At 61.1% G+C, this 25,450-nt stretch carries 16 protein-coding genes; 12 read left to right on the top strand and 4 right to left on the bottom strand.

The window, feature by feature from the left end; genetic code table 11:
• Nucleotides 1-119 precede the first annotated feature (119 nt).
• Both ACRWA7_RS20845 and ACRWA7_RS20840 read right to left on the bottom strand, forming a co-directional pair.
• Nucleotides 120-1,565: an autotransporter family protein gene (locus tag ACRWA7_RS20845; protein WP_438395834.1), complete on the bottom strand. Its 1,446-nt coding sequence runs from the start codon at nt 1,563-1,565 to the stop codon at nt 120-122.
• 11 nt (nt 1,566-1,576) lie between these two features.
• Nucleotides 1,577-8,413 carry an autotransporter-associated beta strand repeat-containing protein gene (locus ACRWA7_RS20840; RefSeq protein ID WP_438395833.1) on the bottom strand — a complete coding sequence of 2,279 codons (6,837 nt, stop codon included), beginning with the start codon at nt 8,411-8,413 and terminating at the stop codon, nt 1,577-1,579.
• 863 nt (nt 8,414-9,276) lie between these two features.
• On the opposite strand from ACRWA7_RS20840, the gene ACRWA7_RS20835 reads away from it, so the two are divergent.
• On the top strand, nt 9,277-11,400 hold the full coding sequence (locus ACRWA7_RS20835; protein WP_438395831.1) for a prolyl oligopeptidase family serine peptidase: 2,124 nt from the start codon (nt 9,277-9,279) through the stop codon (nt 11,398-11,400).
• A 357-nt stretch (nt 11,401-11,757) separates the two neighbouring features.
• Here ACRWA7_RS20835 and ACRWA7_RS20830 read toward each other — a convergent pair whose 3' ends face one another.
• Nucleotides 11,758-12,981: a Bcr/CflA family multidrug efflux MFS transporter gene (locus tag ACRWA7_RS20830; RefSeq protein ID WP_438396723.1), complete on the bottom strand. Its 1,224-nt coding sequence runs from the start codon at nt 12,979-12,981 to the stop codon at nt 11,758-11,760.
• A 352-nt stretch (nt 12,982-13,333) separates the two neighbouring features.
• Between ACRWA7_RS20830 and hemL the strand changes: the two genes are divergently transcribed.
• The 9 genes from hemL to ACRWA7_RS20785 all read left to right on the top strand — a co-directional run bounded on the left by hemL (nt 13,334) and on the right by ACRWA7_RS20785 (nt 20,937).
• Entirely contained in the window at nt 13,334-14,617 is a 1,284-nt protein-coding gene (gene hemL, locus ACRWA7_RS20825; protein ID WP_438395830.1) for a glutamate-1-semialdehyde 2,1-aminomutase, read from the top strand.
• A gap of 26 nt (nt 14,618-14,643) precedes the next feature.
• A complete protein-coding gene (gene ribD / locus ACRWA7_RS20820) occupies nt 14,644-15,780 on the top strand; it encodes a bifunctional diaminohydroxyphosphoribosylaminopyrimidine deaminase/5-amino-6-(5-phosphoribosylamino)uracil reductase RibD (RefSeq protein WP_438395828.1) in 1,137 nt (378 codons plus the stop codon).
• A 36-nt stretch (nt 15,781-15,816) separates the two neighbouring features.
• Entirely contained in the window at nt 15,817-16,446 is a 630-nt protein-coding gene (locus tag ACRWA7_RS20815; protein ID WP_438395827.1) for a riboflavin synthase, read from the top strand.
• Between the two features lie 73 nt (nt 16,447-16,519).
• Complete coding sequence (locus ACRWA7_RS20810) at nt 16,520-16,867, top strand: hypothetical protein (RefSeq protein WP_438395826.1); 348 nt, start codon at nt 16,520-16,522, stop codon at nt 16,865-16,867.
• Nucleotides 16,868-16,870: 3 nt separating this feature from the next.
• Nucleotides 16,871-17,386, top strand: coding sequence for a hypothetical protein (locus ACRWA7_RS20805; RefSeq protein WP_438395824.1), 516 nt, complete (start codon nt 16,871-16,873; stop codon nt 17,384-17,386).
• Nucleotides 17,387-17,539: 153 nt separating this feature from the next.
• Nucleotides 17,540-18,712: a bifunctional 3,4-dihydroxy-2-butanone-4-phosphate synthase/GTP cyclohydrolase II gene (gene ribBA, locus ACRWA7_RS20800; protein WP_438395823.1), complete on the top strand. Its 1,173-nt coding sequence runs from the start codon at nt 17,540-17,542 to the stop codon at nt 18,710-18,712.
• Nucleotides 18,713-18,765: 53 nt separating this feature from the next.
• Complete coding sequence (gene ribH / locus ACRWA7_RS20795; protein WP_047896193.1) at nt 18,766-19,269, top strand: 6,7-dimethyl-8-ribityllumazine synthase; 504 nt, start codon at nt 18,766-18,768, stop codon at nt 19,267-19,269.
• On the top strand, nt 19,266-19,703 hold the full coding sequence (nusB, locus tag ACRWA7_RS20790; RefSeq protein WP_438395822.1) for a transcription antitermination factor NusB: 438 nt from the start codon (nt 19,266-19,268) through the stop codon (nt 19,701-19,703). Before ribH ends, nusB begins: the two co-directional genes overlap by 4 nt.
• A gap of 19 nt (nt 19,704-19,722) precedes the next feature.
• A complete protein-coding gene (locus ACRWA7_RS20785) occupies nt 19,723-20,937 on the top strand; it encodes a pyridoxal phosphate-dependent aminotransferase (RefSeq protein ID WP_438395821.1) in 1,215 nt (404 codons plus the stop codon).
• Nucleotides 20,938-21,038: 101 nt separating this feature from the next.
• On the opposite strand, the gene ACRWA7_RS20780 is transcribed toward ACRWA7_RS20785, so the two are convergent.
• Nucleotides 21,039-22,196, bottom strand: coding sequence for a transglycosylase SLT domain-containing protein (locus ACRWA7_RS20780; RefSeq protein WP_060817093.1), 1,158 nt, complete (start codon nt 22,194-22,196; stop codon nt 21,039-21,041).
• A 597-nt stretch (nt 22,197-22,793) separates the two neighbouring features.
• Between ACRWA7_RS20780 and ubiD the strand changes: the two genes are divergently transcribed.
• Nucleotides 22,794-24,401, top strand: coding sequence for a 4-hydroxy-3-polyprenylbenzoate decarboxylase (gene ubiD, locus ACRWA7_RS20775; protein ID WP_438395820.1), 1,608 nt, complete (start codon nt 22,794-22,796; stop codon nt 24,399-24,401).
• Nucleotides 24,398-25,420 (top strand): asparaginase, encoded by a 1,023-nt coding sequence (locus ACRWA7_RS20770; RefSeq protein ID WP_438395819.1) that lies wholly within the window; start codon nt 24,398-24,400, stop codon nt 25,418-25,420. The genes ubiD and ACRWA7_RS20770 overlap by 4 nt, the downstream gene beginning before the upstream one ends.
• Nucleotides 25,421-25,450: the final 30 nt, after the last annotated feature.

Below are 25,450 nucleotides of genomic sequence, written 5' to 3'. Positions count from 1 at the left end.
CTTTCCCGGCCGTTGTGACGGACTTGATCGTCAGCGGTTTGTGCGCTGCAGGCGGGATCCTTCTGCCGAGATCGGACGCAATACTTCGCCGCATCGGATGGATTGCACGGTTTGACACGTCACCACGCATATTTGAGCCCAAGACGCACAACATAGGCGTGATAGCTCTGCGCACCCCATGCGCCGCTTACATTGCTCCACGCGCTCCAGTTCTTGCCCAGATCGCCGTTGAACCCCAGCTTCGCTTCATAACGATTGGCGGGATACAAATTGCCCACCGGCACCTGGTCGAACGAGATGGTGTTGTCCGTGCTCGTGTGCCACCAATTGGCCGTTGCATAAAACTGCACCTTCTTGCCCGCGCTGCGCTCAAAGGTGCGTTGCAAACGCAGTCCCAGCCGTGTGATGGGGCCGCTGGAACTGGCGCCATCCACCTGTGTGCCGTTCGGTTCGGTCAGTGAATTCTGGTGATAGTCCACGTAAAGCAACTGGCCTTGCGGCACGAACACCCATTCGTTGATCAGGGGGAACGCATAGCCCAACTCGCCCGACACTGCCCATCCGTGCGCGTTGTAATTCACCGTTTGCAACTCGTCGCCTTCCACGCTGTTATTGAACCAGCCGTATTGGAGCCAGGTGTCCGCGTATGCGCCGAGCCGGCTCGCTTCATTCTGATACCAGGTGCCATAGGCTCCGACGCTGTAGCCCGCCACGTTGCCGCTTGCCCGCGCCGAATTGCCTGCGGCCTCCACGTTGCTTCGGGCCGTCTCGTAGGTAGCCATCAGTCCAAGATGCAGGAGATCGGCATTTGAGAGCAACTTTTTCTGCACCAGCTCGCCGCCGCCGTTCATCAAGAACGAATCCGTGTTGACGTGGAAGGTGCCATCGGCGCTGTTACTGCCTTCGTTACGCCCTTCCATCCGAAGCCAGACCGAGCCTGGCCCGCTGCCGGTTGTCTGCGAGGTACCGCCGGTGCGGTCATCCAGGCTGTGGACGAACATCTCTGCGGCCACGTGCTGGTTAGCCAGGTAAGCCGCCACTTCCGGCCGAAAAAGCGGCTGCGGCGGCGCGGGCGGCGTGGGAGGTGTCGGAGGCGTGGGTTCAAGTTCAGTGCGCAAATACCAGTTGCCATCCTGAGCCTGTTGGCCGCCCTGGAACAGCCGATACTCATACGGACCCGCCACCGCGCGGCCGCTTAACGAGAAAGCGCCCGTGGCCGAATGCGCGGGGTCCTGAACCTGTACCACCATGATGCCGTTATCGACCGTCGTCGCCCCGGCGCCGCCGACGTTCATCACCACAAGCTGCGTGGCGCCCCTGGCTCCGACCAAGGTGCCACCCACCACCAGCAAATCGGAATTCGATGCGGCTCCGCCCTGGTTTAGAACCGTGTCAATCAGGACTTTGCCGCCGTTCGAGGTGTAGATGCCGCCCGTGATCATGCGGTCGCCCGCGACGCCATTTGACATCGTAACGGTGCCGCGATTATCGAGATTTCCCGCGATAGTGAATGTCGCATCCGGCGCATTGGCGAAAGCCGGAAGCGCGTTGCCTACGGCAATCACGCCATCGTTGGTTACGGACCCGGGACCTTGCCGTATCCACCCAGGGCGCCCGCGGCACCGACCGTGACCGGACCGCCGCCAGCCAGTTCAGCGCCGAGGTGGGATGCATCTCCTATCGCCAAGGTGCCCGCGTTGATGTTGGTCGTGCCGCTATATGTTTGCACGCCATTGAACAAGACCATGCCGCTGCCGGCCTGCGTTACCGATCCCGCTCCGCTGATGATTCCATCGAACGTCAGGTTGTCCGAACGAGCGAAGCTCAGCATTGCGTTGTTGCTCACATTGCCCACTATGCCGCCTGCCGTTCCGCCATTGCCAAGTTGCAAAGTGCCGGCGCTGATCGTGGTGCCGCCCGTGTAAGTGTTGTCGCCCGTCAGGATCAAGACGCCATTGCCCTGCTGAGCCAGCGAACCCGTCCCGCTGACAATCCCGCCATAAGTCGTCGCATTGCCGCGGTCAAACACCAGCGCCGCGTTATCCGTGATATTGCCGGCGTAGCTGCCGGTGTTTCCGCCGTCACCAATTTGCAACGTCCCCGCGTTGATTGTCGTAGCGCCTGTGTAGGTGTTCTCGCCGGTGAGAATCAGCGTGCCGCCGCTCGCGTTCAATGCGCCACTGGCGCCGCTTATGACGCCGCCAAACGTGCCGCCGTTGTTGATCGTCAGGTTACCCGCATCGATATTGAGGGCGCCTTCCCCGCCGAGCGCGCCAATCGACTGGGTCCGGCCGTTGATATCGGCGGTGGCGCCAGCACTCACGTCGAGCATGGCGGTGCGGCCCAAGGCGTTATTGCTGCCGAGTACGAGCGTGCCGCCATGAACGGTGGTCGTACCGGTGTAGTCGCTCGCGGCGTTGGCGAGAATGGCCGTGTTGACCGCATCGATGAAGAGGTTGCCGCCGCCAGTGATCCTGGCGTTCAGTGTGTTGTCGACGGCGTTGGCGTTGGTCAGTTCCAGCGTCTGGCCCGCTAGCAGGTCGAGTTGCAGAAGGTCATACCCGAGCCATACGCCGGCGTTCGCGCCGGCCAGGACATTGGTGGCGTAGTTGTAGCTGGCAATTGCAACGGCCGTGCCGTTTGCGCTCAGCGCGACGGTCTGCGGAGCGGCAACCGGGGAGCCGTCGAATTTGGTGAGCGGCAACCGCGAGCCTGCACCTGTCACGGTGCCGGTGGCAGATATCAGTTGGAGTTCGATATTGTCGTCCTGGTCGAACAGCGAGGGTTGCGGAGGCAACGCGTGAACCGGGAAGTCACTGGGGATGCCGAGTGCGATGGCGCCGCCTGACGCTACGTTCAGGTTCCCGACAGCGAGTTTGCCGTCGGGAACGAAACCGGTGCTGGTTATCTGAAACGTGCCGCCATTGAAGACTAGGTTGCCGATCGTTCGATTGGCGCTGATCTGGGCCAGCCCGCCGGCGTCCAGGCGCAGCGTGGTGTTGGGCATCGCGCTCTGTGCGTTGTTGTCCAGCATGAATGTGCCGCCGGCAATGCCGATGGTGCCGGTAAAGGCGCCGCCAACCGTATTGCCCAGCGTGAACGTGTTGGCGCCGCTGCCGAGCGAGGCCTGCAGGGTGCCGCTGCCTGTCAACGCATTATTGAAAGTGTAGTTGCCGCTGGCCGGGTTGTTGATCAGTAACGTGCCCGCGTTGGCAAGACTGGCAGTGCCGCTGCCAATGCTGCCCGCGCCGGTGAGTTCAAGCGTACCGGCGTTGATGGTGGTGCCACCGCTATAGGTGTTGGCAGCAGTCAGGACCGTCGTGCCGCTGCCTTGCTGGGTCAGCGAACCGGTGCCGCTGACTAGTCCGCCGTAGGTCACGGCGTCGCTGCGATTGAAAACCAATGCGGCGTTGTCAGTGATATCGCCGGCAACTGAGCCGGCGGTTCCGCCACTGCCGATTTGCAGGGTGCCGGCGCTGATTGTCGTGCCGCCCGTGTAGGTGTTGCTGCCCGTCAGGACCAACGCGCCGCTGCCTTGCTGGGTCAGCGAACCCGTGCCGCTGACCACACCGCCATAAGTCGTGGTGTCGCCGCGATCAAATACCAGCGCCGCGTTATCGGTGATATTGCCGCTCACCGAGCCCGTGGTTCCACCGTTGCCGATCTGCAATGTGCCCGCGTTGATGGCCGTGCCGCCCGTGTATGTATTGTCACCCGTCAACACCACGGTGCCACTGCCTTGCTGGGTCAGCGAACCCGTGCCGCTGACCACTGCGCCATAGGTCGTGGTGTCGCTGTGGTCGAACGCTAGAACCGCGTTATTCGTGATATTGCCCGCATAACTGCCGGTGGTGCCGCCATTGCCGATCTGCAACGTACCTGCGTTGATCGTCGTAGCGCCGGTGTAGGTGCTGTCGCCCGTCAGGATCAGCGTGCCGCCGTTGGCATTCAGCGCGCCACTGGCGCCGCTGATGGCGCCGCCGAACGCACCGCCGTTGTTGATCGTCAGATTGCCGGCGTCGATATTGAGCGTTCCTGCTCCGCCGAGAGCGCCTATTGCCTGGGTCTTGCCGTTGATATCCGCTGTCGTTCCCGCATTCAGCGCCAGTAACGCAGTATTGCCCAGCGCATTGTCACTGCCGAGGACCAGCGTGCCGCCGCTGACGGTCGTGTTGCCGGTGTAGTCATTGGCGGCGTTTATCAGGGTGATGCTGTTGGTGGCGTCTATGGTGAGCGCGCCGCTGCCGGTAATCCGGGCCTTCATGTCAGCCGCCCCGCCTGCGGTGGTGTCGCCGGCAAGCGTGAGGGTCTGACCGGCTTGCAGATCAAGCTGGCTCAGGCCGTAGCCCGCGTAAAGGCCAGTGCCAGCTCCTGTATTCAGCGTGAAGCTATAGGTTCCGATGGCAACGGTATTGCCGCCTTGAGCAATGTTCGTGGTGGCGCTGGCGAGCGGGCGGCCCGCCAGATCGGCGAGCGAAAGGTTGCTCGCATTGCCGCTGACGCTGGTCGCGCTGATCAACCGGGTGTTGGCGCCGTCATCCTGAGTGAGCAGCGAGCCGGTTGGATTGACCGCGCTGCCGGGATCAACCCGCACGGTACCGCTATTGAGCGTGAGTACTCCGGTGCCAAGCGTGCCTGTGGGCAGGTTCGCGAAGATCAGGGTATTGCCGTTCAGCGTCAGGTTGCCGATGCTTTGCGCGCCCGCGCCCACGGTGGTTGTGTTGCCCGCGTTCAACTGCAGTGTGGCGTTCGTGAGTGTGCTCGTGTTGGCGCCGGCAAGGCTAAAAGTGCTCTGGCCGAGCGTGACCTTACCGATGAAGGCATTTCCCACAGTCGCGCCGAAGTTGAAACTGTTCGTGGCGCTGCCGAGGGTGGCAGTAAGCAGGCCACTTCCGGTGAGGACGTTATTGAAAGCGTAGTTGCCACCGGCGGGGATCAGCGCGAGCGTGCCACCGGTTGCTATGTTGGCTGCACCGCTACCGATAGTGCCCGCTGCGCCGACTTGCAGGATACCTGCGTCGATATTCGTACCGCCTGTATAAGTGTTGGCGCCGTTGAGAATCAGCGTGCCCGTACCCTGCTTGGTGAGTGCGCCGGCGCCCGCGACGACGCCGGAAAGCGTGTCGGCGTTCGCCTCCGTATCGATAGTGCCAGCAGTGTTGAGAGTGACGGTTCGGGCTGTGGTAAGCCCACTTGTGAACTGCAGCGTCCCGCCATTGAAGCTCAGCCCTCCGGCTGCGGACCCAAGATTGGCGTCAGCACCCACGCTCAGGATGCCCGCATTGAAATAGGTGCCCCCCGCGTAAGTGTTCACGCCGGTGAGCGTGGTCGTGCCGCTGCCCGCTTGCGTCAGCGACCCTGTGCCGCTGATCACTCCACCATAGGTCGCGGCATTCGAGCGATTAAAAATCAGCGCGGCGTTGTCGGTGATGTTGCCGGCCACCGAGCCGGTGGTTCCGCCATTTCCAAGTTGCAGGATGCCAGCGCTGACGGTGGTGCCCCCTGTATGGCTGCTGTCGCCCGTCAAGACAAGGGTACCGCCGCCTTGCTGCGTCAACGAACCTGTGCCGCTGACCACTCCGCCATAAGTTAGCGCATCGGAATGGTTAAAATTCAACGCCGCGTTATCAACGATATTGCCAGCCACGCTGCCGGTCGTGCCACCGTTGCCTATCTGCAAGGCGCCTGCGCTGATAGTAGTGCCGCCCGTATAGGTGTTGGCGCCGGTCAGGATCGTTGTGCCCGTGCCTGCTTGCGTGACAGTGCCTGTACCGCTGATCGCATTGGCCAGGGTCACGACATCGGAGCGGTTAAAGTTCAGCGTGCCGTTGTCGATGAAATTGCCCGAAACGCCACCGCTGGTGCCGCCGTTGCCGAGATTCAAAACCCCGCCGTTCGCGATAGTCGTGCCACCGCCCGTGCCGCTATTGCTGATCTCGCCAGTCACGGTCAATGCGCCGTTGACGCTGAGGGTGTTGGCAGCCGTACCAATCAGGTTGATCCGGCCACCGAGGCTCCAGATGCTGCCGGTGGCGGCGGTTAAACCGGAAAACCCCTGCGTGACCGCGTTACTTTTCCCCAGAAAATCGCCATTTTCGCTACCGGTTTCTATCAGGGTAATGGAGTTGCCGGTACCCGCGCTGATCGCAGCCGCGTTGCTGCTTACTCCCGCGGCAAGAGAAGACGTCGTACCGGTGCCTCCGTGCAGATTCGAGCCCGCGCCTAACGTCAGCGAGTTGCCCGATGTACTGAAATAGATTGCGGAACTGGTGCTGCCGCCATAAACGGCTCCACGATTGACGATGTTGGTGACACCCAGCGACGACCATATTCCGGTCACAGCGGCCAGTCCGGTACTGGTTCCAATGGAACCCGTGTTCGTGATATTGGCGATGGCTGACGCAGCGCTCACCTTGACGGCGGCCCCGCTTCCCTCCGTGTTTATTACGCCATTGTTAATGATGGTGGTCGCAGCAGCACCGCCCACATCTACAACCACGTTATTGATCTCGCCCGGCCGGTTTAGTACGCCTGTACTGCCGATCTCCAATGTACTTCCGGCACTCATATGCATGCCGGCGCCCGAGTTCAGAATGCCGTCCGATGCAAGGGTTCCAGCTACCGTTACAGTGCCTGTCGTGGTGACCTCGGCGCCGGCGTTGATATGGGAGAAAGCACCATTGGCCACGGTCAGCGAGCTAGCGGTGAGCAGACCGCTCTGCGCAAAATTCAAGGATCCCGCATTGACCGACACCGCTCCGACCGAGTTACCCGCACCGCTCAAGGTCAATGCATTGCTGCCGGTTTTCGTCAGTCCGCCAGTTCCACTGATCAGGCCGCTGAGGTTCGTGTCGCTGCTGTTATTGACCGTTAGCGTTGCCGACCCCAAAGTGACGGAGCCGGCACCGCTAAGATTGTTGACTGTCTGGGCGAAATTATTCAGCGCGAAAATCGCACCACTGTTCACGGTCACCGCACTGCTACTGGCAAAAACGTTAGCAATGCCTGCGGTGAGCCTCCCCGCCTGGATAGCGGTGGCACCGGTGTACGTATTAGCTGTGGAAAGCGTTAGGTTACCCGTACCCGACTGGGTGAGCGAGCCAGTCCCGGAGATAAGCGCGGCATAACTGATCGCATTACTGCGATCAAAGACCAGCGAACCGTTGTCAACAATGTTGCCAGTCACGCTGCCAGCGGTGCCTCCATTGCCGACCTGCAGCGTAGCGCCCGAAGCGATCGTGGTACCGCCTCCCGCGCCACCATTGGTCAGCGCACCGGCAAGGGTAAGGACGCCGCTTTGCACATTGGTAGCGGTAGCGGTCGTTCCTGTCGTCGTGTTCGCGCCGCTAAGCGTCCAGGCAGTGCCGGACATGTTCAGGGTATTGAATCCAGTCAGATTGCTACCTGCGCTGCCCGATCCTTGTAGCGTCAGCACATTGTTTGTGCCAGTGCTGGCGACACCGCCGTTGAGCACCGATCCCGTTCCGAGTATCAGCGTATTCCCGTTTCCCGTAACGGAAACCGCCGTGCCGCCCGTGCCGGTAATGGTGCCGGTGTTGGTCAGGGAAACACCATTGCTTGCAAGTACAGCGCCAGTACCTGCACTGAATATACCGCTGTTGCTGAATGCACCTGCTGCTGCGCCGCGCGCCCAGAAGGCGTAGTTGGCCGATCCGCCGTAGATCGCGCCCGCGTTGGTACCATCGACTCTGCCAGTGTTGAAAACCACACCATAGCCCGTACCCCCACTCGTGCCGATCGTGCCAGTTGCACCCTGGGTAAGCGTGCCCCCGGACTCGAAGTACACTCCGGAGAGAGTGCTGCTGCTGGTTGTAATTGAACCGTCGTTACTCACGGTCGCTCCTGCACCCGTGATCTTGACGCCATCTTCTGTGCCGGCAATAGTGGCGCCCGCATGATTGGTCAGCTGGCCGCCGTTACTCAGCAGGACACCCGTAGAAGTATTGCCCCTGATAGAGGAAAAATTGTCCAGGGTGACGCCGTTGAGCGCAGCCGAGGACAAGGAGATGCCGGCGACCGCTCCGGTTATCGAGCCGTGATTGCTGAGAACCCAGTTCTGCGCGTTGCTGCCGTCGATACCATCACCCGACGATGCACTGATAACCGTGGCCGCCGGCGCATCGAAAGTGGTCGAGCCCGGGCTCAGGGTTTGCAGCGTGACCGTGGTTGCCGCGCTGGGGATCGAAACGGTTTGCGCATGTGCTTGTGTCTGACTGATGATCGCGCCAATACTGATTAGCAGAATTCCGGCGCTAATGGGTGTCAGGCAGCTTCGGGGGCCGCCGGCAAGGCTTTGTCTATTTTTATAACCGAAATGCAACTGGACAAACACTGCAGCCATTTGCATGGAATCAAGTGCCCAATCCGGCGCGGCTGGACGAATCCGGTTCATTTATGGCCTCGCTTTGGATGCAGTTACGTTGCATTCAACAGAGTTCGAAACATTATTTCGCCATTGCATGAGCAGCCCCGTCAGTATTAGCACTGGTTAATCGCTGTATTAACGATCGGAATACAGCATGCCTTCGTTGTCGCTCCAGATTCATCGCATGACGATCAACGGGATTGTTGATATAAATTGAACGACGCCGCCCATTCATTTTTTTCGGGTATCAGGCCACAGCAACTAAGCAGCCGCGCTATCTAAATAGATCAGACAAGGATTAACCACGCGTGCGTGGCGTTGAATTTTTTTGTATAGATCGATGGATCATTCAATTAATCGGTATTTTTGTTTTTTTTGAAGAATAATCGACGCCTGTATCCAGCCTCTACTCAGGATTTACCTGCTCGCCTTTGGGATCATCCTATCTTATGCAAGAGCATCCGAGTGCTTTATTTGTTATTTGCTACGTTTGATGTTTTTACTCTTTAAGGATTTTTTCAATTCAGGCTCAATCTGTGCGTCATAAATTATCAAACTTGCAGCCCGATACGTGTTCGTATCTGATTTTTTATTCACAACTTTGCAACGAAATATATGCCTGATCCGACTATCAAAAAATTATTTTTATCGTTGCGATCCGGATAAGGAAACACTAAAAGCGATAATCAACACAAATACGCAGAAGCTTGGTCTGCAATAACGAACTTGACACGCGTGTCGAAGCGCCGAAATCGCCGAGCCGCGCGATCCGAAATCAATTTGACCCGGGGCGGCGTGATGCAACGCCGTAAGGCACAATTCCCCTTCCGAATTTTCGCCAAGGCCGGCTATGTGTTCTCCGGCGACCCAAAGCAGGCTTTGCTCTCCACATGACAGATTCCTTCCTCAGCCGACGCCCCGAACTCGAATGGCCTGTTGCCGACGGCCCTGACCCGTTTATCGACCTGGAAACACTTGAGGACGCCCATGTCAACGCGTGGGTAAGCGCGCAAAACGCGCGCACCACAGAAGCCTTCGGCATGACCGCCGACACCGACGCACTCACGAAGCGGTTGGCAAAAGCCTACACCTCGCAGGAACGCATCGTTTCGTGTTCGCGTTACGGCGACTGGGGCTACAACACCTGGCAGGATGAGCAGAACCCGTTGGGCATAGTGCGGCGCACGGCCTGGAAAAAATGGCTGGCTGGAGCGCCCGAATGGCAAACAATCCTGGACGTCGACCAGATCGACTTGAATACGAGTGCCGCCAAAGACGGCATCCGCTGGGCGCTGCACGACTTCGACATGCTCTATCCCACCTGGGACCGGGCATTGGTCAGCCTGTCGCCGGGAGGCTCCGACGCATGTGTGGTCCGCGAGTTCGATATCGAAACGCGCGCATTCGTGGAAGCCGGCTTTACGCTCCCCGACGTCGGCAAACACGGCATTTCGTGGATCGATCGCGACACGGTGTATGTCGGCTGGGACGATAGCGCGCACAGCAAGAAACCCGCGCTGACCACATCCGGCTTTCCACGCCAGGCGCGTAAATGGAAGCGTGGCACGCCGCTCGCCGACGCCCCCGTGGTCTTTGAAGGCAAGCGCCGCGATGTATCGGCGGGTGTGGATTACGATCAGATCGAGAAGTTGCATCTGGCTTCGCGCGCAACGTCGTTCTTCGAGACGCTGCAATACTGGCTCGATGAAACGACCGGCGAGTGGCAACAATACGATGTCCCGCTCCACGCGGAACTCGAGCACTGGAATGGCTGGCTGTTCGTCACGCCGCGCGAGTCCTGCGAATTGGGCGCAACGACCTACGCTGCCGGTTCGCTGCTCGTCATCCGCCGCGATGCCTTCCTTGAAGGCGCGCGCAATTTCACCGTGCTGTTCGCGCCATCGGGCCGCAGCGTCCTCGCTGATATCGACTTCACGAAGCACTGGCTGGTGGTGTCGCAGATGGACGATGGTTCGCCGCGCGTGGAATTGCGTGGCCCGCCGGCCGGTCTCGAAGGTGAATGGACGCGTCGTGATTTCCCGCTGCCGGCGGCCAGCCAGTCGTATGTGGATTCCATCGACAGCGAGCGCGACGACACCGTGCTTGTTCACGTCGAACATTTCCTCGCGCCGCCGTCGCTTTACTACGCCGATTTCGCGCAGCCGGAAAGCGAATGGCAACTGCTCGCGCGCCTTCCGGCTCAATTCGATGCAACCGGGCTGGTTGCCGAGCGGCGTCACGCACTATCAACAGATGGCGTCGCCATTCCTTATTGGTTGATCGGCCGCGAAGCGAACGTGCGGGGTCATCGGCCGGCGCCTTGTTTGCTCTATGGCTATGGTGGTTTTGAAGTCGCGCTTGACCCGCACTACGACGCGACCACGGGAATCGCGTGGCTCGAGAGTGGCGGGTTATACGCGGTCGCGAACATTCGCGGCGGCGGCGAGTTCGGGCCTGAGTGGCATCAGGCTGCGCAGCGCGAGAACCGCCAGGTTGCCTTCGATGACTTCATTGCCGTTGCAGAAGCACTGGTGGCGTCCGGCGTGACGACATCGGAACAGCTTGCCATACGGGGTGGAAGCAATGGCGGTTTGCTGACTGGCGTGATGCTCGTTCAGCGCCCGGAGTTGTTTGGCGCGGTGTTATCGGAAGTGCCGCTGCTCGAAATGGCGCGGTTTCATGTGTTGTTGCAGGGTGCATCGTGGATTGATGAATATGGCGACCCGGACAATGCGGACGACTTACGTTTCCTGCTGAGTTATTCGCCGTACCAAAACGTGAAAGCGGAAACGGTGTATCCGCCGGTGCTGTTCACGTCATCGGCGACGGACGATCGTGTTCATCCGGGCCACGCCCGCAAGATGGCGGCGCGGATGCAGGCGCAGGGACATGAGCGCGTGTGGTATCTGGAGAACCGCGACGGCGGTCACGGTGCTGGCATTGAGGCGGAAAGCATTGCGCGGGTGGAAGCAACGGCGTTCACGTTCTTGAAAGAGATGCTTCAACAACGATAACAAAATAACGAATAGAATCCGGGACGTGTTTTTTGTTTGACTGCCACGAACACGGGTGGCGAAGCGTGTGGGTATGTGTTGCCGGAGCGGGAGGGGTTCGGCGGTCTGGGTTATGCGCTGAGCGTTCTTTTGAAGTCCCAAGCAGATGGAATTGCACGCTTGGTCTCCTTAAGAATTAGCGGTTGGAAGGCGTTTTCTTTGCTTCGTTTCTTTGTCGCCGTTGGACAAAGAAATGAAGTCCCGCCACGGACAGTGGCTAACAGTGCTAAAAAGGATCAACGAACAAGGAACGCGCGAAGACCTAAAAAGCAGGACCCCGCCAGCAACCCCACCGCCCACCGCAACAAAACCCCGCCGTCACCCCGCGCGCAACGCCCTGACCGGCCGTCCATGCCACCGCAACACCATCGTCCGCCCGACAAACGTCAACACGCCGGTCACTCCGATCACGATCCCCATCCCTTGCGGGGTGCCATCGTGCAACATCCCGACCGCAACACTGGCGAGCGCCCCGAGCGCCAACTGCACTGAGCCGAACACTGCGGCTGCGGCGCCTGCGTTGTGTGGGTATCGATGCATGAGATCGGTTGTGCAGTTGGCCGACAACAACCCCACAACGCCGACCACAAAAAACAGGCACCCGACGATTGCCCACAATCCCCCCACCCCGGTAATACAAACAAACGCGGTCGCCAGCGCCGCAACAACACTGACAAACGAAGCAATGGAAATCAGTTTCAGTGATCCCAACGGCCCGACGAGCCGCGTATTCACCACATTCCATCCGATGATCCCGATAATGTTCAGCCCAAAGAAAAACCCGTAGTGCTGCGGCTTCACATGAAAGTAGTCGATATACACAAACGGCGTCGCCGTGATGTACGCGAACATGGAAGCGAACGCCATCCCGCCGCATAAAGCGTGGCCCCAGGTAACGGGATCGGTGAGAAGACGCCCATACGCGGCAAACGACTGCCCGAGCGCTGAAGTCGCGCGTTTTTCTCGCGGCCACGTTTCCGGTACACGCAGATAAGTCGTCACGGCGCACAGCAAGCCGAATAGCGACAGCGTGACGAACACCGCGCGCCATCCGCCAAGCAACAGCAACTGCCCGCCGATCAGCGGCGCAAGCAACGGCCCGATAGACGTGACGATAGCAAGCATGGACAGCACGCGAGCCGCGTCAGACGGCGCGTGCGCATCGCGTGCAATGGCCCGCGCCAGCACGGAAGCCGACCCCGCGCCCAACGCCTGCAGAAAGCGCAGGACCACCAGTGAATCGATGGAAAACGACAGCGCGCATCCCACGCTCGCGAGCGCGTACAAGATGATGCCGCCAAGGAGAACGGGCCGGCGCCCATAAGCGTCCGAAAGCGGCCCATATACAAGCATTCCCAACGAAAAGCCGAGCATGAAACTGGTGAGCGTGATCTGCGCGGCCGCCGCGGTCGTGCCGAACGCGTTGGCGAGCGCGGGCAGGCTTGGCAGATACATATCGATGGAAAGCGGACCGCACGCCGCCAGCGCGCCGAGCAGAAGGATCAGCCGACGGTCGGAACGGCGCTTGATGATTTCGGGCATGGGAGACGAAAAGAACATGGGAAAGACACGAGACTTCGTTCCGGCGACGGGGGCACCTGTGCAAAAGCCTTGCAATGGTGTTTGGCCGCCGAAAAAACGACTCAAGCGAACGACTTAAACGACGCCTTAAAAGTGCAAGCATTGTACGCGCACGGATCGGCGGCGCTGGACCGCGACTGCGAGGCACGCCGCCCTTGCGGCCTGATCCAGGCGACTCCGGTACAATTTCAGCTTGATTTCCTGCAGCCGCGCCAACGCGCCGGGCCACCATCCGGCATCTGATCGAGGCCCGATCAGCGCCCGCGACCGCAGCCTTCTGAAGCAACACACGCCATCCAGCGCAGGTCCAGTCATGTCCAGAAATGAAGCTCTCTTCGAACGCGCCCAGAAAACCATTCCCGGCGGCGTGAACTCGCCGGTACGCGCGTTCCGCTCGGTCGGCGGTACGCCGCGATTCATCCAGCGCGCGCACGGTCCGTATTTCTGGGACGCCGACGGCAAGCAGTACATCGACTACATCGGTTCATGGGGGCCGATGATTCTCGGCCACGTTCATCCGGAAGTGCTCGAAGCCGTGCAGCGCGTGCTGGCAAATGGCTTCTCGTTCGGCGCGCCGACCGAATCCGAGATTGAGATCGCGGAAGAGATCTGCAAGCTGGTGCCATCCATGGAACAGGTTCGCATGGTTTCCAGCGGCACGGAGGCGACCATGAGCGCGCTGCGTCTTGCGCGCGGTTTCACGAAGCGCGACCGGATCATCAAGTTCGAAGGGTGCTATCACGGCCACGCGGACAGCCTGCTCGTAAAGGCGGGTTCGGGTTTGCTGACGTTCGGCAACCCCACGTCGGCAGGCGTTCCCGCCGATATCGCCAAACACACCACCGTGCTCGAATACAACAACGTCGAGCAGCTTGACGAAGCGTTCGCCGCGTTCGGCTCGGAGATCGCCTCGGTGATCGTGGAGCCGGTGGCGGGCAACATGAACCTCGTGAAAGGCTCGCCGGAATTCCTCGCGGCATTGCGCGCGCGTTGCGACGAATACGGCTCGGTGCTGATTTTCGATGAAGTCATGTGCGGCTTTCGCGTCGCGCTTGGCGGCGCGCAAGCGGTCTATGGCATCAAGCCGGACCTTACGTGTCTTGGCAAGGTGATCGGAGGCGGCATGCCCGCTGCGGCATTCGGCGGCCGTCGGGACATCATGGCGCATCTCGCGCCGCTCGGCGGCGTGTATCAGGCGGGCACATTGTCGGGCAATCCGATCGCGGTCGCAGCCGGCCTGAAAACGCTGCAACTGATCCAGGCGCCGGGTTTCTACGACACGCTGACAACACAAACCCGCCGTCTCGCCGATGGTCTCGTCGCGGTCGCGAAGGAAGCGAACGTGCCGTTTTCCGCGGACGCCATCGGCGGAATGTTCGGCCTTTATTTCGCCGAAAGCATTCCGGCGAGCTTCGCCGAAGTCACGAAAGGCGACACAAAGCGCTTCAACACTTTTTTCCACGAAATGCTCGACAGAGGCGTGTACTTCGCGCCGTCGGCGTATGAAGCGGGTTTCGTCTCGATCGTCCACGACAACGCCGTGATCAACGCCACGCTCGACGCCGCCCGTGGCGCTTTCGCCCGGCTCGCCGCCTGAAACGCCAGAAAAGAGAGGCCGCCGCAATGTTTTCGCAGACCGATTTCTCGCACATGGAACGCGCGCTCGCGCTGGCCGCGCGGGGGATGTACATCACGACGCCGAATCCGCGCGTCGGCTGCGTGCTGGTGAAGGATGGCGAAGTCATCGGCGAAGGTTTCACGCAGCCCGCCGGGCAGGATCACGCCGAGATTCGCGCGCTGAAGGACGCACGCGCGCGCGGCCACGATCCGCGCGGCGCGACCGCTTACGTGACGCTCGAGCCGTGCAGCCATTTTGGCCGCACGCCGCCGTGCGTGAACGCCCTGATCGAAGCACGGGTCGCGAAGGTCATCGCTGCCATGGAAGATCCGAATCCGGCTGTCTCCGGGCGCGGCCTTGCGATTCTCCGCGACGCGGGTATCGATGTGCGCTGCGGCCTGCTCGCCAACGAGGCTTATGAACTGAATATCGGCTTCGTGTCGCGCATGACGCGCCGCCGGCCGTGGGTACGCATGAAAGTCGCGGCCACGCTCGACGGCCGTACGGGCTTGCCGAGCGGCGACAGCCAGTGGATCACGGGCGAAGCCGCTCGCGCCGACGGCCATGCGTGGCGCGCCCGCGCATGCGCGATCCTGACGGGCATTGGCACGGTGCGCGAGGACGACCCGCAACTCACCGTGCGCGCGGTGGACACGCCGCGCCAGCCGCAGCGCGTGTTGATCGACAGCCGCCTCGACGTGCCGCTTGGCGCGCGCATTCTGGAAGGCGCGCCGCCGTGGGTTTTTTGCGGCGCCGAGCCCGATTCTGTCAAAGCCGCTGCGCTGCGTGAACGGGGTATCGAGTTCACGCCGCTCACGAATGAAGATGGCAAAGTCGATCTCCCCGCTCTGCTCGGCATCCTCGCCGATCGCGGCATCAATGAACTGCATGTCGAAGCGGGTCACAAGCTCAATGGCTCGCTGTTGCGCGAGGGCTGCATCGACGAATTGCTGGTTTATCTGGCGCCCAGCCTGCTTGGCAACGCGCCCGGCATGTTCGACTTTGCGCCGCCAGACATGCTTGAAGCGCGGCCGCATCTGCGGTTTCACCGGATCGACCGGATTGGCGACGACGTGCGGATTCTCGCGCGCTTCGCCGTTGTGAAGGCCGACGAACCGGCGGACGCGCGGCCCCTTATCTAACGCAAAAGTAACGCAAAAGCCCAAGGAATCTCAACGATGTTCACAGGAATTGTCGCGGCGGTGGGCCGCATCGAAGCCGTAACGCCGCTTGGTTCGCCCGCTGACGCGGATACCGGTGTACGCCTCACGGTCGCATCGGGCGGCCTGGATCTCGCGGACGTCGAACTCGGCGACAGCATCTCCATCCAGGGCGCGTGCATGACGGTCATCGAGAAATCGGCGGCGTCGTTTGCCGTCGATGTGTCGCGCGAAAGCTTGAACAAGACGGCAGGCCTCTCCCAACCCGGCGACGTGAACCTGGAAAAGGCGCTCCGCGCGCACGACCGGCTCGGCGGGCATCTGGTGTCGGGGCACGTGGATGGTCTTGGCGAAGTGACGCGGTTCGAGCCGGTTGGCGAATCGCATGAATTGCGAGTCCTGGCATCGAAAGATATTGGGAAATACCTGGCGTACAAAGGCTCGGTGACGGTGAACGGCGTGAGCCTGACGGTGAACACCGTGAACGACCGGCCGGACGGATGCGAGTTTTCGATCAACCTGATTCCGCATACGGTGGAGGTGACGACGCTGCGGCATTTGAAAGCGGGATCGAAGGTGAATCTGGAGATCGATTTGATTGCGCGATATGTGGAGCGGATTTTGAGTGCGTCAGGGACGGCAAACTGACAACACATAATTATGTGTAGCACATAAATCTGCGTTAATATCTTCGCTCAGTTATCACTTATGAAGGTGCGCAATGGCGGAAACGGTCAACTTCACCGGCGCGGTCGATCGCGATCTGCTCAAGCGCGCCAAGATTCTCGCAGCAAAGTCCGACACGTCGATCAACGCGCTCTTTAACGCCGAACTGCGCTATCTGGTCGAAACCTTCGAAGCGGCGGAAGCCAGCAACAATCAGAACTTTCGCACGCTGCTCGACTTTTCGCTGGGCCGACTCGACGACAATCAGGCCATTCAGGCGCTCGGTATCGATAGCGACGAGGACTTGTTCCTGCTCATGGCCCGCGCTCACCTTCCCATGCCGCGGCTGCCGGAGCCGGCCGTGAGCCGCATGGTCGACGACCTGAACGCGCTGCCCAAATAACCCATGCCAGCCAATACCACCCTGCTTCCCGATGCAGGGCCGCTGATCACGCTCGCCTATGCGAATGCGCTCGATCTTCTGCTCGCACCGGGCTGGCCTGTTGAACTGGTCGATATGGTGCTGTACGAGGTAACGCGTAACCAGACGCCGACCAGCGAACGCATTGCAGCCTGGGCCAGCAAGCATTGCGGGCCTGTCCTCGAGACCAAAGTGTTTTGCCATTACACGCAGGCAGACAGGACCGCTCCAGCCCGCAGGGCGAACCTTGGCGAGTTGGCCATTCAGGAAGCCATGAACGATCTCAGTCTTGATGACCGGCGGATCGGCGTCTTTCTGTTTGAAGATCACAAGATCGCACGCGCCAGTTTTCTGGTGCCGGACAACTGCAGGAAAGTTTCAACGCGTGCATATCTCATGTTTCTGGAACAACAAAGTCTGATCGATTCGGCAGCGCAAATCGAGCGCGCGGCGATCCTTGCGGGACGGCAGTTTTCGCAAATTCGCTTTCCGCCTGACTGACGCGCGCGGCAATGACCTGAAGACAACTCGGCGTCGACCCGACTGCGGCCATTCCAGCCCCCGACGCCCGACACACCCAAAACCGGCAAAACCCCGGCGTTGCCCTTCCCGGTGGCGTAAAATACGCCCTTTCCCGAACGGACGACCATCGCAATGACGCTCGCCTCCACTCCAGAGATCATCGCTGAGCTGAAAGCAGGCCGGATGGTGATTCTCGTCGACGAAGAAGATCGCGAAAACGAAGGCGATCTTGTCATCGCCGCCGATTTCGTGACTGCGGAAGCGATCAACTTCATGGCGCGGCACGGCCGTGGACTGATCTGCCTAACGCTCACGCCGGAACGTTGCCGCCAGTTGAACCTGCCACTGATGACGCAGAAAAACGGCACGCAGTACGGCACGGCGTTCACGGTCAGCATCGAGGCAGCCGAAGGCGTGACCACGGGCATCTCGGCGGCGGACCGCGCCCGCACCATCCAGGCGGCCGTCGCGCACGACGCCAAGGCCGAACATATCGTCCAGCCGGGCCATGTTTTTCCGATCATGGCGCAACCTGGCGGCGTACTCGTTCGCGCCGGACACACGGAAGCAGGTTGCGACCTCGCGGCCATGGCCGGATTGACGCCGGCGTCGGTGATCTGCGAAGTGATCCGCGACGACGGCGAAATGGCGCGTCTGCCCGACCTGATCGAATTCGCGAAGCTGCACGACATCAAGATCGGCACCATCGCCGACCTGATTCATTACCGCTCGCGCACCGAATCGATCGTGGAGCGCGTGGCCGAACGCACCATGCAGACGGCGCACGGCGCGTTTCGCGCGGTGTTGTATCGCGATCAGCCGAGCGGTTCGCCGCATATTGCGCTGGTGCGAGGCCGGCCGGCGCCGGACCGCGAGACTCCGGTGCGCGTGCATGAACCGCTTTCCGTGCTGGACCTGCTGGAAGTGGATTCGTCCACGCATTCCTGGACGCTCGATGCCGCCATGAAAGAGATCGCCGCCCGCGATCTCGGCGCAATCGTGCTGCTCAATTGCGGCGATTCGAAAGAACATCTGGTCGAGGTCTTCGAGGCTTTTGAACGGGAAGACAAGGCGGCCGAACTGAAACGCCGGCCGATCGACTTCAAGACCTACGGCATCGGCGCGCAGATCCTGCGTGAGCTGGGCGTGGGCAAGATGCAGGTCCTGTCGAACCCGCGCAAGCTTGGCAGCATGTCCGGTTACGGACTTGAAGTGACGGGCTTTATTCCCATGCCAGGTTGTCCCGCCACGCAATCCATGGATCCAGCCGACGCCGCTTCGTTCTCTCACTTGCGCTCGGTTTGAAGTGATCCGACCGGCGCTCGCCACCACACGCTCACACTGACAACGGACAAATAATGGAAATCGGACAATATCAACCGAACCTCGACGGCGACGGACTGCGCATCGGCATCGTGCAATCACGCTTCAACGAACCGGTTTGCAACGGGCTCGTGGACGCCTGCACCGAAGAACTTGAACGGCTTGGCGTGATAGGTGAAGACGTGCTGCTCGTCACCGTGCCGGGCGCGCTCGAAATCCCGCTGGCGCTGCAAAAGCTGGCTGAATCGGGTCAATTCGATGCGCTCATCGCGCTTGGCGCGGTGATTCGCGGCGAGACTTATCACTTCGAGCTGGTATCGAATGAAAGCGGCGCGGGAATTTCGCGCATTGCGCTCGACTTCGGCACGCCGGTCGCAAACGCCGTGCTGACCACGGAAAACGACGAACAAGCGGTTGCCCGCATGACAGAAAAAGGCCGCGACGCGGCGCGCGTGGCGGTCGAAATGGCCAATCTCTCGGTGGCGCTGGAACAGCTCGGCGGCGACGACGAAGATGAAGACGACGAGGACCGTGCATGAAAAGCGCTCGACGCCGCTCGCGCGAACTCGCGACACAAGGGCTTTACCAATGGTTGCTGTCGGGCTCGCCCGGCGGCGAGATCGACGCGCAGTTGCGCGGCGCGCAAGGCTACGACAAGGCCGACCAGGAGCACCTGGACGCCCTGCTGCATGGCGTGATCAAGGAAGCGGACATCATTTCCGCCGAACTTCAGCCGTGCCTCGATCGTCCGCTCGACCAGCTTTCCCCGGTCGAACGCGCGGTGCTGATGGTCGCCGCATTCGAGTTCAAGCATCACGTGGACATTCCGTATCGCGTGGTGATCAACGAAGCCATTGAGCTGACCAAGACATTTGGCGGCTCCGACGGCCACAAGTACGTGAACGGCGTGCTCGACAAGCTCGCGGTCCAGTTGCGTCCGGCGGAAGCGCAAGGCCGCGGACAACGTACCTGAATCGATCCTTCCAACGCCGATGAACTTCGCTAAAGATCCGCTCGGCGCCGTGTCCGAACGCGCGATTCGCTATGCGGCGCGCGTGGACGCCATTGAGCCCTTCTACGTCATGGAACTGGCAAAAGAAGCGCAGGCGCTCGAACGCGCGGGACGCGACATCATCCATATGGGTATCGGCGAGCCGGATTTCACGGCGCCCGAACCGGTGATCGCAGCGGCTGCCGACGCCTTGCGGCGCGGCGTCACGCAGTACACGAACGCGCTCGGTCTGGCGTCATTGCGCGAGGCGATTTCCGGCCATTATCGCGATGCGTTCGGACTCGATATCGATCCCTCGCGCATTGTGGTGACAGCGGGAGCATCGGCCGCATTGCTGCTGGCGTGCACCGCGCTCGTGGACCGCGACGACGAAGTCCTGATGCCCGATCCGTGCTACCCGTGCAATCGCCATTTCGTGGCGGCGACCGAAGGCCGTCCGGTGCTGATCCCGAGCGGCCCGGCCGAGCGGTTCCAGTTGACCGCCGCGCAGGTTGAAGCGCACTGGACGCCCTCTACGTGCGGCGTGCTGCTCGCGTCGCCGTCCAATCCGACGGGAACGTCCATCGAAGCGGCGGAACTGTCGAAAATTGTCAACGTAGTGCGCTCGCACGGCGGTTTTACGATCGTCGACGAGATTTATCAGGGCTTGAGCTACGACGCGAAACCCATATCGGCGTTGTCGCTCGGCGACGACGTGGTGACGGTGAACAGCTTCTCGAAGTACTTCAACATGACCGGATGGCGGCTTGGCTGGCTGGTCGTGCCGGCCGGAATGGTCTCGACGGTCGAAAAACTCTCGCAGAACCTGTTTATCTGTGCATCCGCGCTCGCGCAACATGCGGCACTCGCGTGCTTCGAGCCAGCCACGCTGGCGATCTACGAATCGCGTCGGCTGGAATTTGCGCGCCGACGCGATTTCATCGTGCCGGCGTTGCGCACGCTTGGGTTCGACGTGCCGGTGGTGCCGGACGGAGCATTCTACGTGTACGCCGACACGCGCCGCGTCGCGCATCCGGCTGCCGGCGACAGCACCGCGCTGACCCGCTCGATGCTTCATGACGCAGGTGTTGTGCTGGTTCCGGGGAACGACTTCGGCGTTCATGCACCGCGGGACTATATCCGTTTGTCGTACGCGACCGCGTATTCGAAACTCGAAGAGGCCGTACAGCGGCTTGGGACGTTGTTCCGCGCTTAAGCTGTAGTAATGCAGCGTTGGCGAATGAAAAAAGCCGTTCCAGCATGAAGCTGAAACGGCTTTTTGTATCTGCTGCCGGATCTATCGCGTGAAAGGCCTTCTCAAGCGCCCACTTCCCAAGCCCCTCCATGCTCATGCTTGTTGGCTTGCGTCTCGGCGTCGTCGGTTTCCTTGCGATCGCTTGCCTGCGGCGACGCCGCCTTGGCAGGCGCTGTAATCGGCGGAACGCCATCGAGCGTGAAGTGGACGCGCTTGTCAGCGGAACCGTTCGCCGATGCCATCACCGTCTTTGGCGCGACTGGCTGCGCCGGAGCTTGCGGCGCGTTGACCGGCACGTTGCGGCCGCGGGCCACGTCGCGAAGCCGTGCGCGTTCGGCCAGCACCTTCGCGCCGTAGCCGCCATCGTCCTGTGCCGTCGAACCTACGTAGAACCGCAGGCCGCCCGCCACCGAGCCGCCGCGCGCAATGCAATCCTTCAGCACCAGCGCGCCGACCTTGATATTCGCAAGCGGTTCAAGCGCGGCGTGCGAACCGCCAAAGTATTCGAATTTGTCGGAATGAACCTTCGACATGACCTGCATCAGGCCCTGCGCGCCCACGCCACTTTCGGCATACGGATTGAAGCCCGATTCGATCGCCATCACGGAAAGCAGCAGCAGCGGGTCGAGGCCGACTTCGCGACCGGTATCGAAGGCCGCACGAACCAGTTCGCTCACGGGCTCCTGCGCCACGTGATAACGCCGCGCAATGAAGTTCGCGACGAGGTTCTGCTCACGCGTGGAGACCAGCACGCGATCGTCGCGGGCATCGGCTACGACGCGCTGCGAGGAAATGGCGCTGGCAAGCGTTGAAACTGTCGGCAAGGTGCGGGGATCGAGTCCGTTCGGCGATACTGCAAGGCTCAGTCCGCCAGTGAGCTTGCGGGCGCTGTCGTCGTCGCTGGCAGCGGCGCCAAGCGAGGTCGGATCGCCGTTGCGCAATGCTTCTTCGCGCTGGTGCCCGATTGCGAACGGCGGCAACGGCTGGCCGGCGAGCAAACGCGCGGGGCCGGCTTGTACCGCAGCCGAGACCAGCGGCATCAATTTTGCGGCGAAAGAACCGCGCCATGCGGGAAGTAACCACAGCGCAAGCGCGGTGACAACGGCCGCGCAGCCGACCAGGCTGAACACGGTAAGACTCATATGTTTGGCGCGACGTAGCGCAGCGCGTAGATACAGCGCTATGCGAGCGTCGGGACGCCATGACAACCAGGCATTCATTGGAGCTCCCAAATGCATTGATTTCTACAGATGTAAGCCCTGAAAACCGGCACATCACGCAGAAATCGATACCGCCAGCTCTGGGATAGCCCACGAGCGGTATCGGGAAAACGGCACAAACCGTTGGGATGGCCTGACCGGAACACTTCGATTCCGGGTGCGCGCGGCACGAGGAACATGCCAGGGCGCGCACACAAGCCACCACGCGAAAAACCGGCGAAGAAGGGCGCCGGCGAGAAAACCAAAGCCATTGCAAAACCGGAACAATCCGGCCGGGCGACGCACAGCGTCATTTCAAAAGACCCGTGGCAGTGGTAAAAAGTTTCAATCGGTGTTGTTAATGTCGATGGATTCTAGCAGCCTCAAATGATCCGTCAATGCTGAGAAATGTAAAAGCTATTACTTTTGGTTATTATAAACGGTGTTCAGAGCCTTCAAACCACCTTCCCAAGCGGTTTTCCAGCGGTCAGGCCCGAGTTGTGCCGTTGTGTGACCTGACGTACCGACATCGACACAGGTAAAATCGACAATCGCCCGCGCGCGTCAATGCGCGTCGGCTGCGGATTTCCTTTCCTCGCAGGCCCTCCCCTTTAGCCGATGAAATACAAAGACCTGCGTGACTTCACCGCCCGCCTAGAAACGCTCGGCGAGTTGCGCCGCATCAAGCAGCCGGTTTCTCCCGTTCTCGAAATGACCGAACTGTCCGACCGCGTGCTGCGATCGGGTGGCCCAGCATTGTTGTTCCAAAAGCCTGCCGGACATTCCATGCCGGTGCTGGCCAATCTGTTCGGCACGCCACGACGCGTGGCGCTTGGCATGGGTATCGAAACAGATGCGCAAGCCACGTCAGACCCCAGCCTTCTCAGCGATAAAGCCGCCCTCGAGTCGCTGCGCGATGTCGGGCGTTTGCTATCGGCGCTCAAGGAGCCCGAGCCGCCGAAAGGGCTCAAGGACGCGGGCAAGCTGTTGTCCCTGGCCAAGGCCGTGTGGGACATGGCGCCGAAAACGGTGAGTTCGCCGCCGTGCCAGGAAATTGTATGGGAAGGCCAGGACGTCGACCTTGCACGCCTCCCCATCCAGACATGCTGGCCAGGCGACGCCGGCCCGCTGATCACATGGGGCCTCACGGTGACGCGCGGGCCGAACAAGACTCGGCAGAACCTCGGCATCTACAGGCAACAGTTGATCGGGCGCAACAAACTCATCATGCGATGGCTGGCGCATCGCGGCGGCGCGCTCGACTTCAGGGAATTCGCGCTCGCCAATCCGGGCAAGCCGTATCCGGTGGCCGTTGTGCTGGGCGCCGATCCCGCCACCATTCTCGGCGCGGTAACGCCAGTGCCCGACTCGCTCTCCGAATACCAGTTTGCCGGCTTGCTGCGCGGCGGCAGGACCGAACTGGCGAAGTGCCTCACGCCAGGTGTCGATACGTTGCAGGTTCCTGCGCGCGCGGAGATAGTGCTGGAGGGATTTATCCATCCGCAAGACGGTCCGCTGCCGCAAGCGCCCGAGGGCGCGCCGCCCCGGCCACAGAATCATGCTTCCGCGAAATACGAGCATGCGCTCGAAGGCCCGTACGGCGACCACACGGGTTACTACAACGAACAGGAGTGGTTCCCGGTCTTCACGGTCGAAAAGATCACCATGCGCCGCGACGCGTTCTATCACTCTACGTATACAGGCAAGCCGCCCGACGAACCCGCCGTGCTCGGTGTGGCCCTCAACGAAGTGTTCGTGCCGCTCTTGCAGAAGCAGTTCACCGAGATCACCGACTTCTATTTACCGCCCGAAGGCTGCAGTTACCGCATGGCGATCGTGCAGATCAAGAAGAGCTATCCGGGACACGCCAAGCGCGTGATGTTCGGCGTCTGGAGTTTCCTGCGGCAGTTCATGTACACGAAGTTCATCGTGGTGGTGGATGACGACGTGAACATCCGCGACTGGAAGGAGGTGATCTGGGCGATTACCACGCGTATCGATCCATCGAGGGATACGGTGCTCGTCGATAACACCCCGATCGACTATCTGGATTTCGCGTCTCCGAAGGCGGGCCTGGGATCGAAAATGGGGCTCGACGCCACGAACAAATGGCCCGGCGAGACGGATCGCGAATGGGGCCGGCCAATCCTGATGGACGACGCGGTCAAGCGCCGCGTCGACGCATTGTGGGACGAGATCGGATTTTCGGGAGGCACGCCATCATGAGCGTTGCGGCGACGGTTTATCGTGGGGAATCGGTGGAAAACACGCACGCCGCGCACGTCGCGGTGGTTGATGCCGAAGGCCGTGTGTTGCATGCGTTCGGCGATCCTTCGCGCATGACGCTGGCACGCTCCGCCGCGAAACCGGCGCAGGCGCTGGCCGTGCTGGAAACCGGCGCGCTCGAGCGTTTTGGCTTCGATGACGCCGATCTCGCCCTGATGTGCGCGTCGCACAACAGCGAGCCGCGCCACATAGAACGCGTACGGGCGATGCTTGCCAAGGCGCACGCGAGCGAATCCGATCTCCGGTGCGGCGGCCATCCGCCGTTATCGGATGCGGTCTGGAAGGACTGGGTCAAACGCGACTTCACGCCCACGGGCGTCTGCAGCAACTGCTCCGGCAAACACGCGGGCATGTTGGCGGGCGCGCAGGCGCTGGGTGCGGCGATCAAGGACTATCACTTGCCCGCCCATCCGTTGCAGGTTCGGGTAAAGCGGACCATCGCAGAGATTTGCGATCTTCCGGACGATGGCGTGCAATGGGCTATCGATGGATGCAACCTGCCTACGCCGGCATTTCCACTGGATCGGCTCGCGCGCCTTTTTGCGAAGATCGCGGATGCCGCAACACGTCCGGAAACGACGCCGCGCTCGAACGCCCTCGCCCGGATCTATCGCGCGATGACGGCCCACCCCGAACTCGTCGCCGGCGAACAGCGTTTTTGTACGGCGTTGATGCGCGCCTTCGAGGGCGGACTCGCCGGCAAGGTGGGCGCCGAAGCGAGCTATGCGATCGGCGTGCGTGGGTCGGAGTCGAGCGGCGCGCTGGGGATCGCGGTAAAGGTGGAGGACGGCAATACCACCGTGCTCCATGCAATCGTGGCCGACGTGCTCGCGCAGCTCGGCATTGGCACCAAAGCGCAACGCGAAAAACTCGGCGCTTATCGCAATCCGGCGATGCGCAACACCATGGGTATCGACACGGGCCGGCTTGTGGTTTCAGTGCCGCTCGAACGCATGTAACTGGCGCCTCGCTCAATAACAACTAACAAG

It is taken from the genome of Caballeronia sp. DA-9 (assembly GCF_051615025.1).
Classification (GTDB): domain Bacteria; phylum Pseudomonadota; class Gammaproteobacteria; order Burkholderiales; family Burkholderiaceae; genus Caballeronia; species Caballeronia sordidicola.
This window is presented reverse-complemented; position numbering and strand designations above follow the sequence as displayed.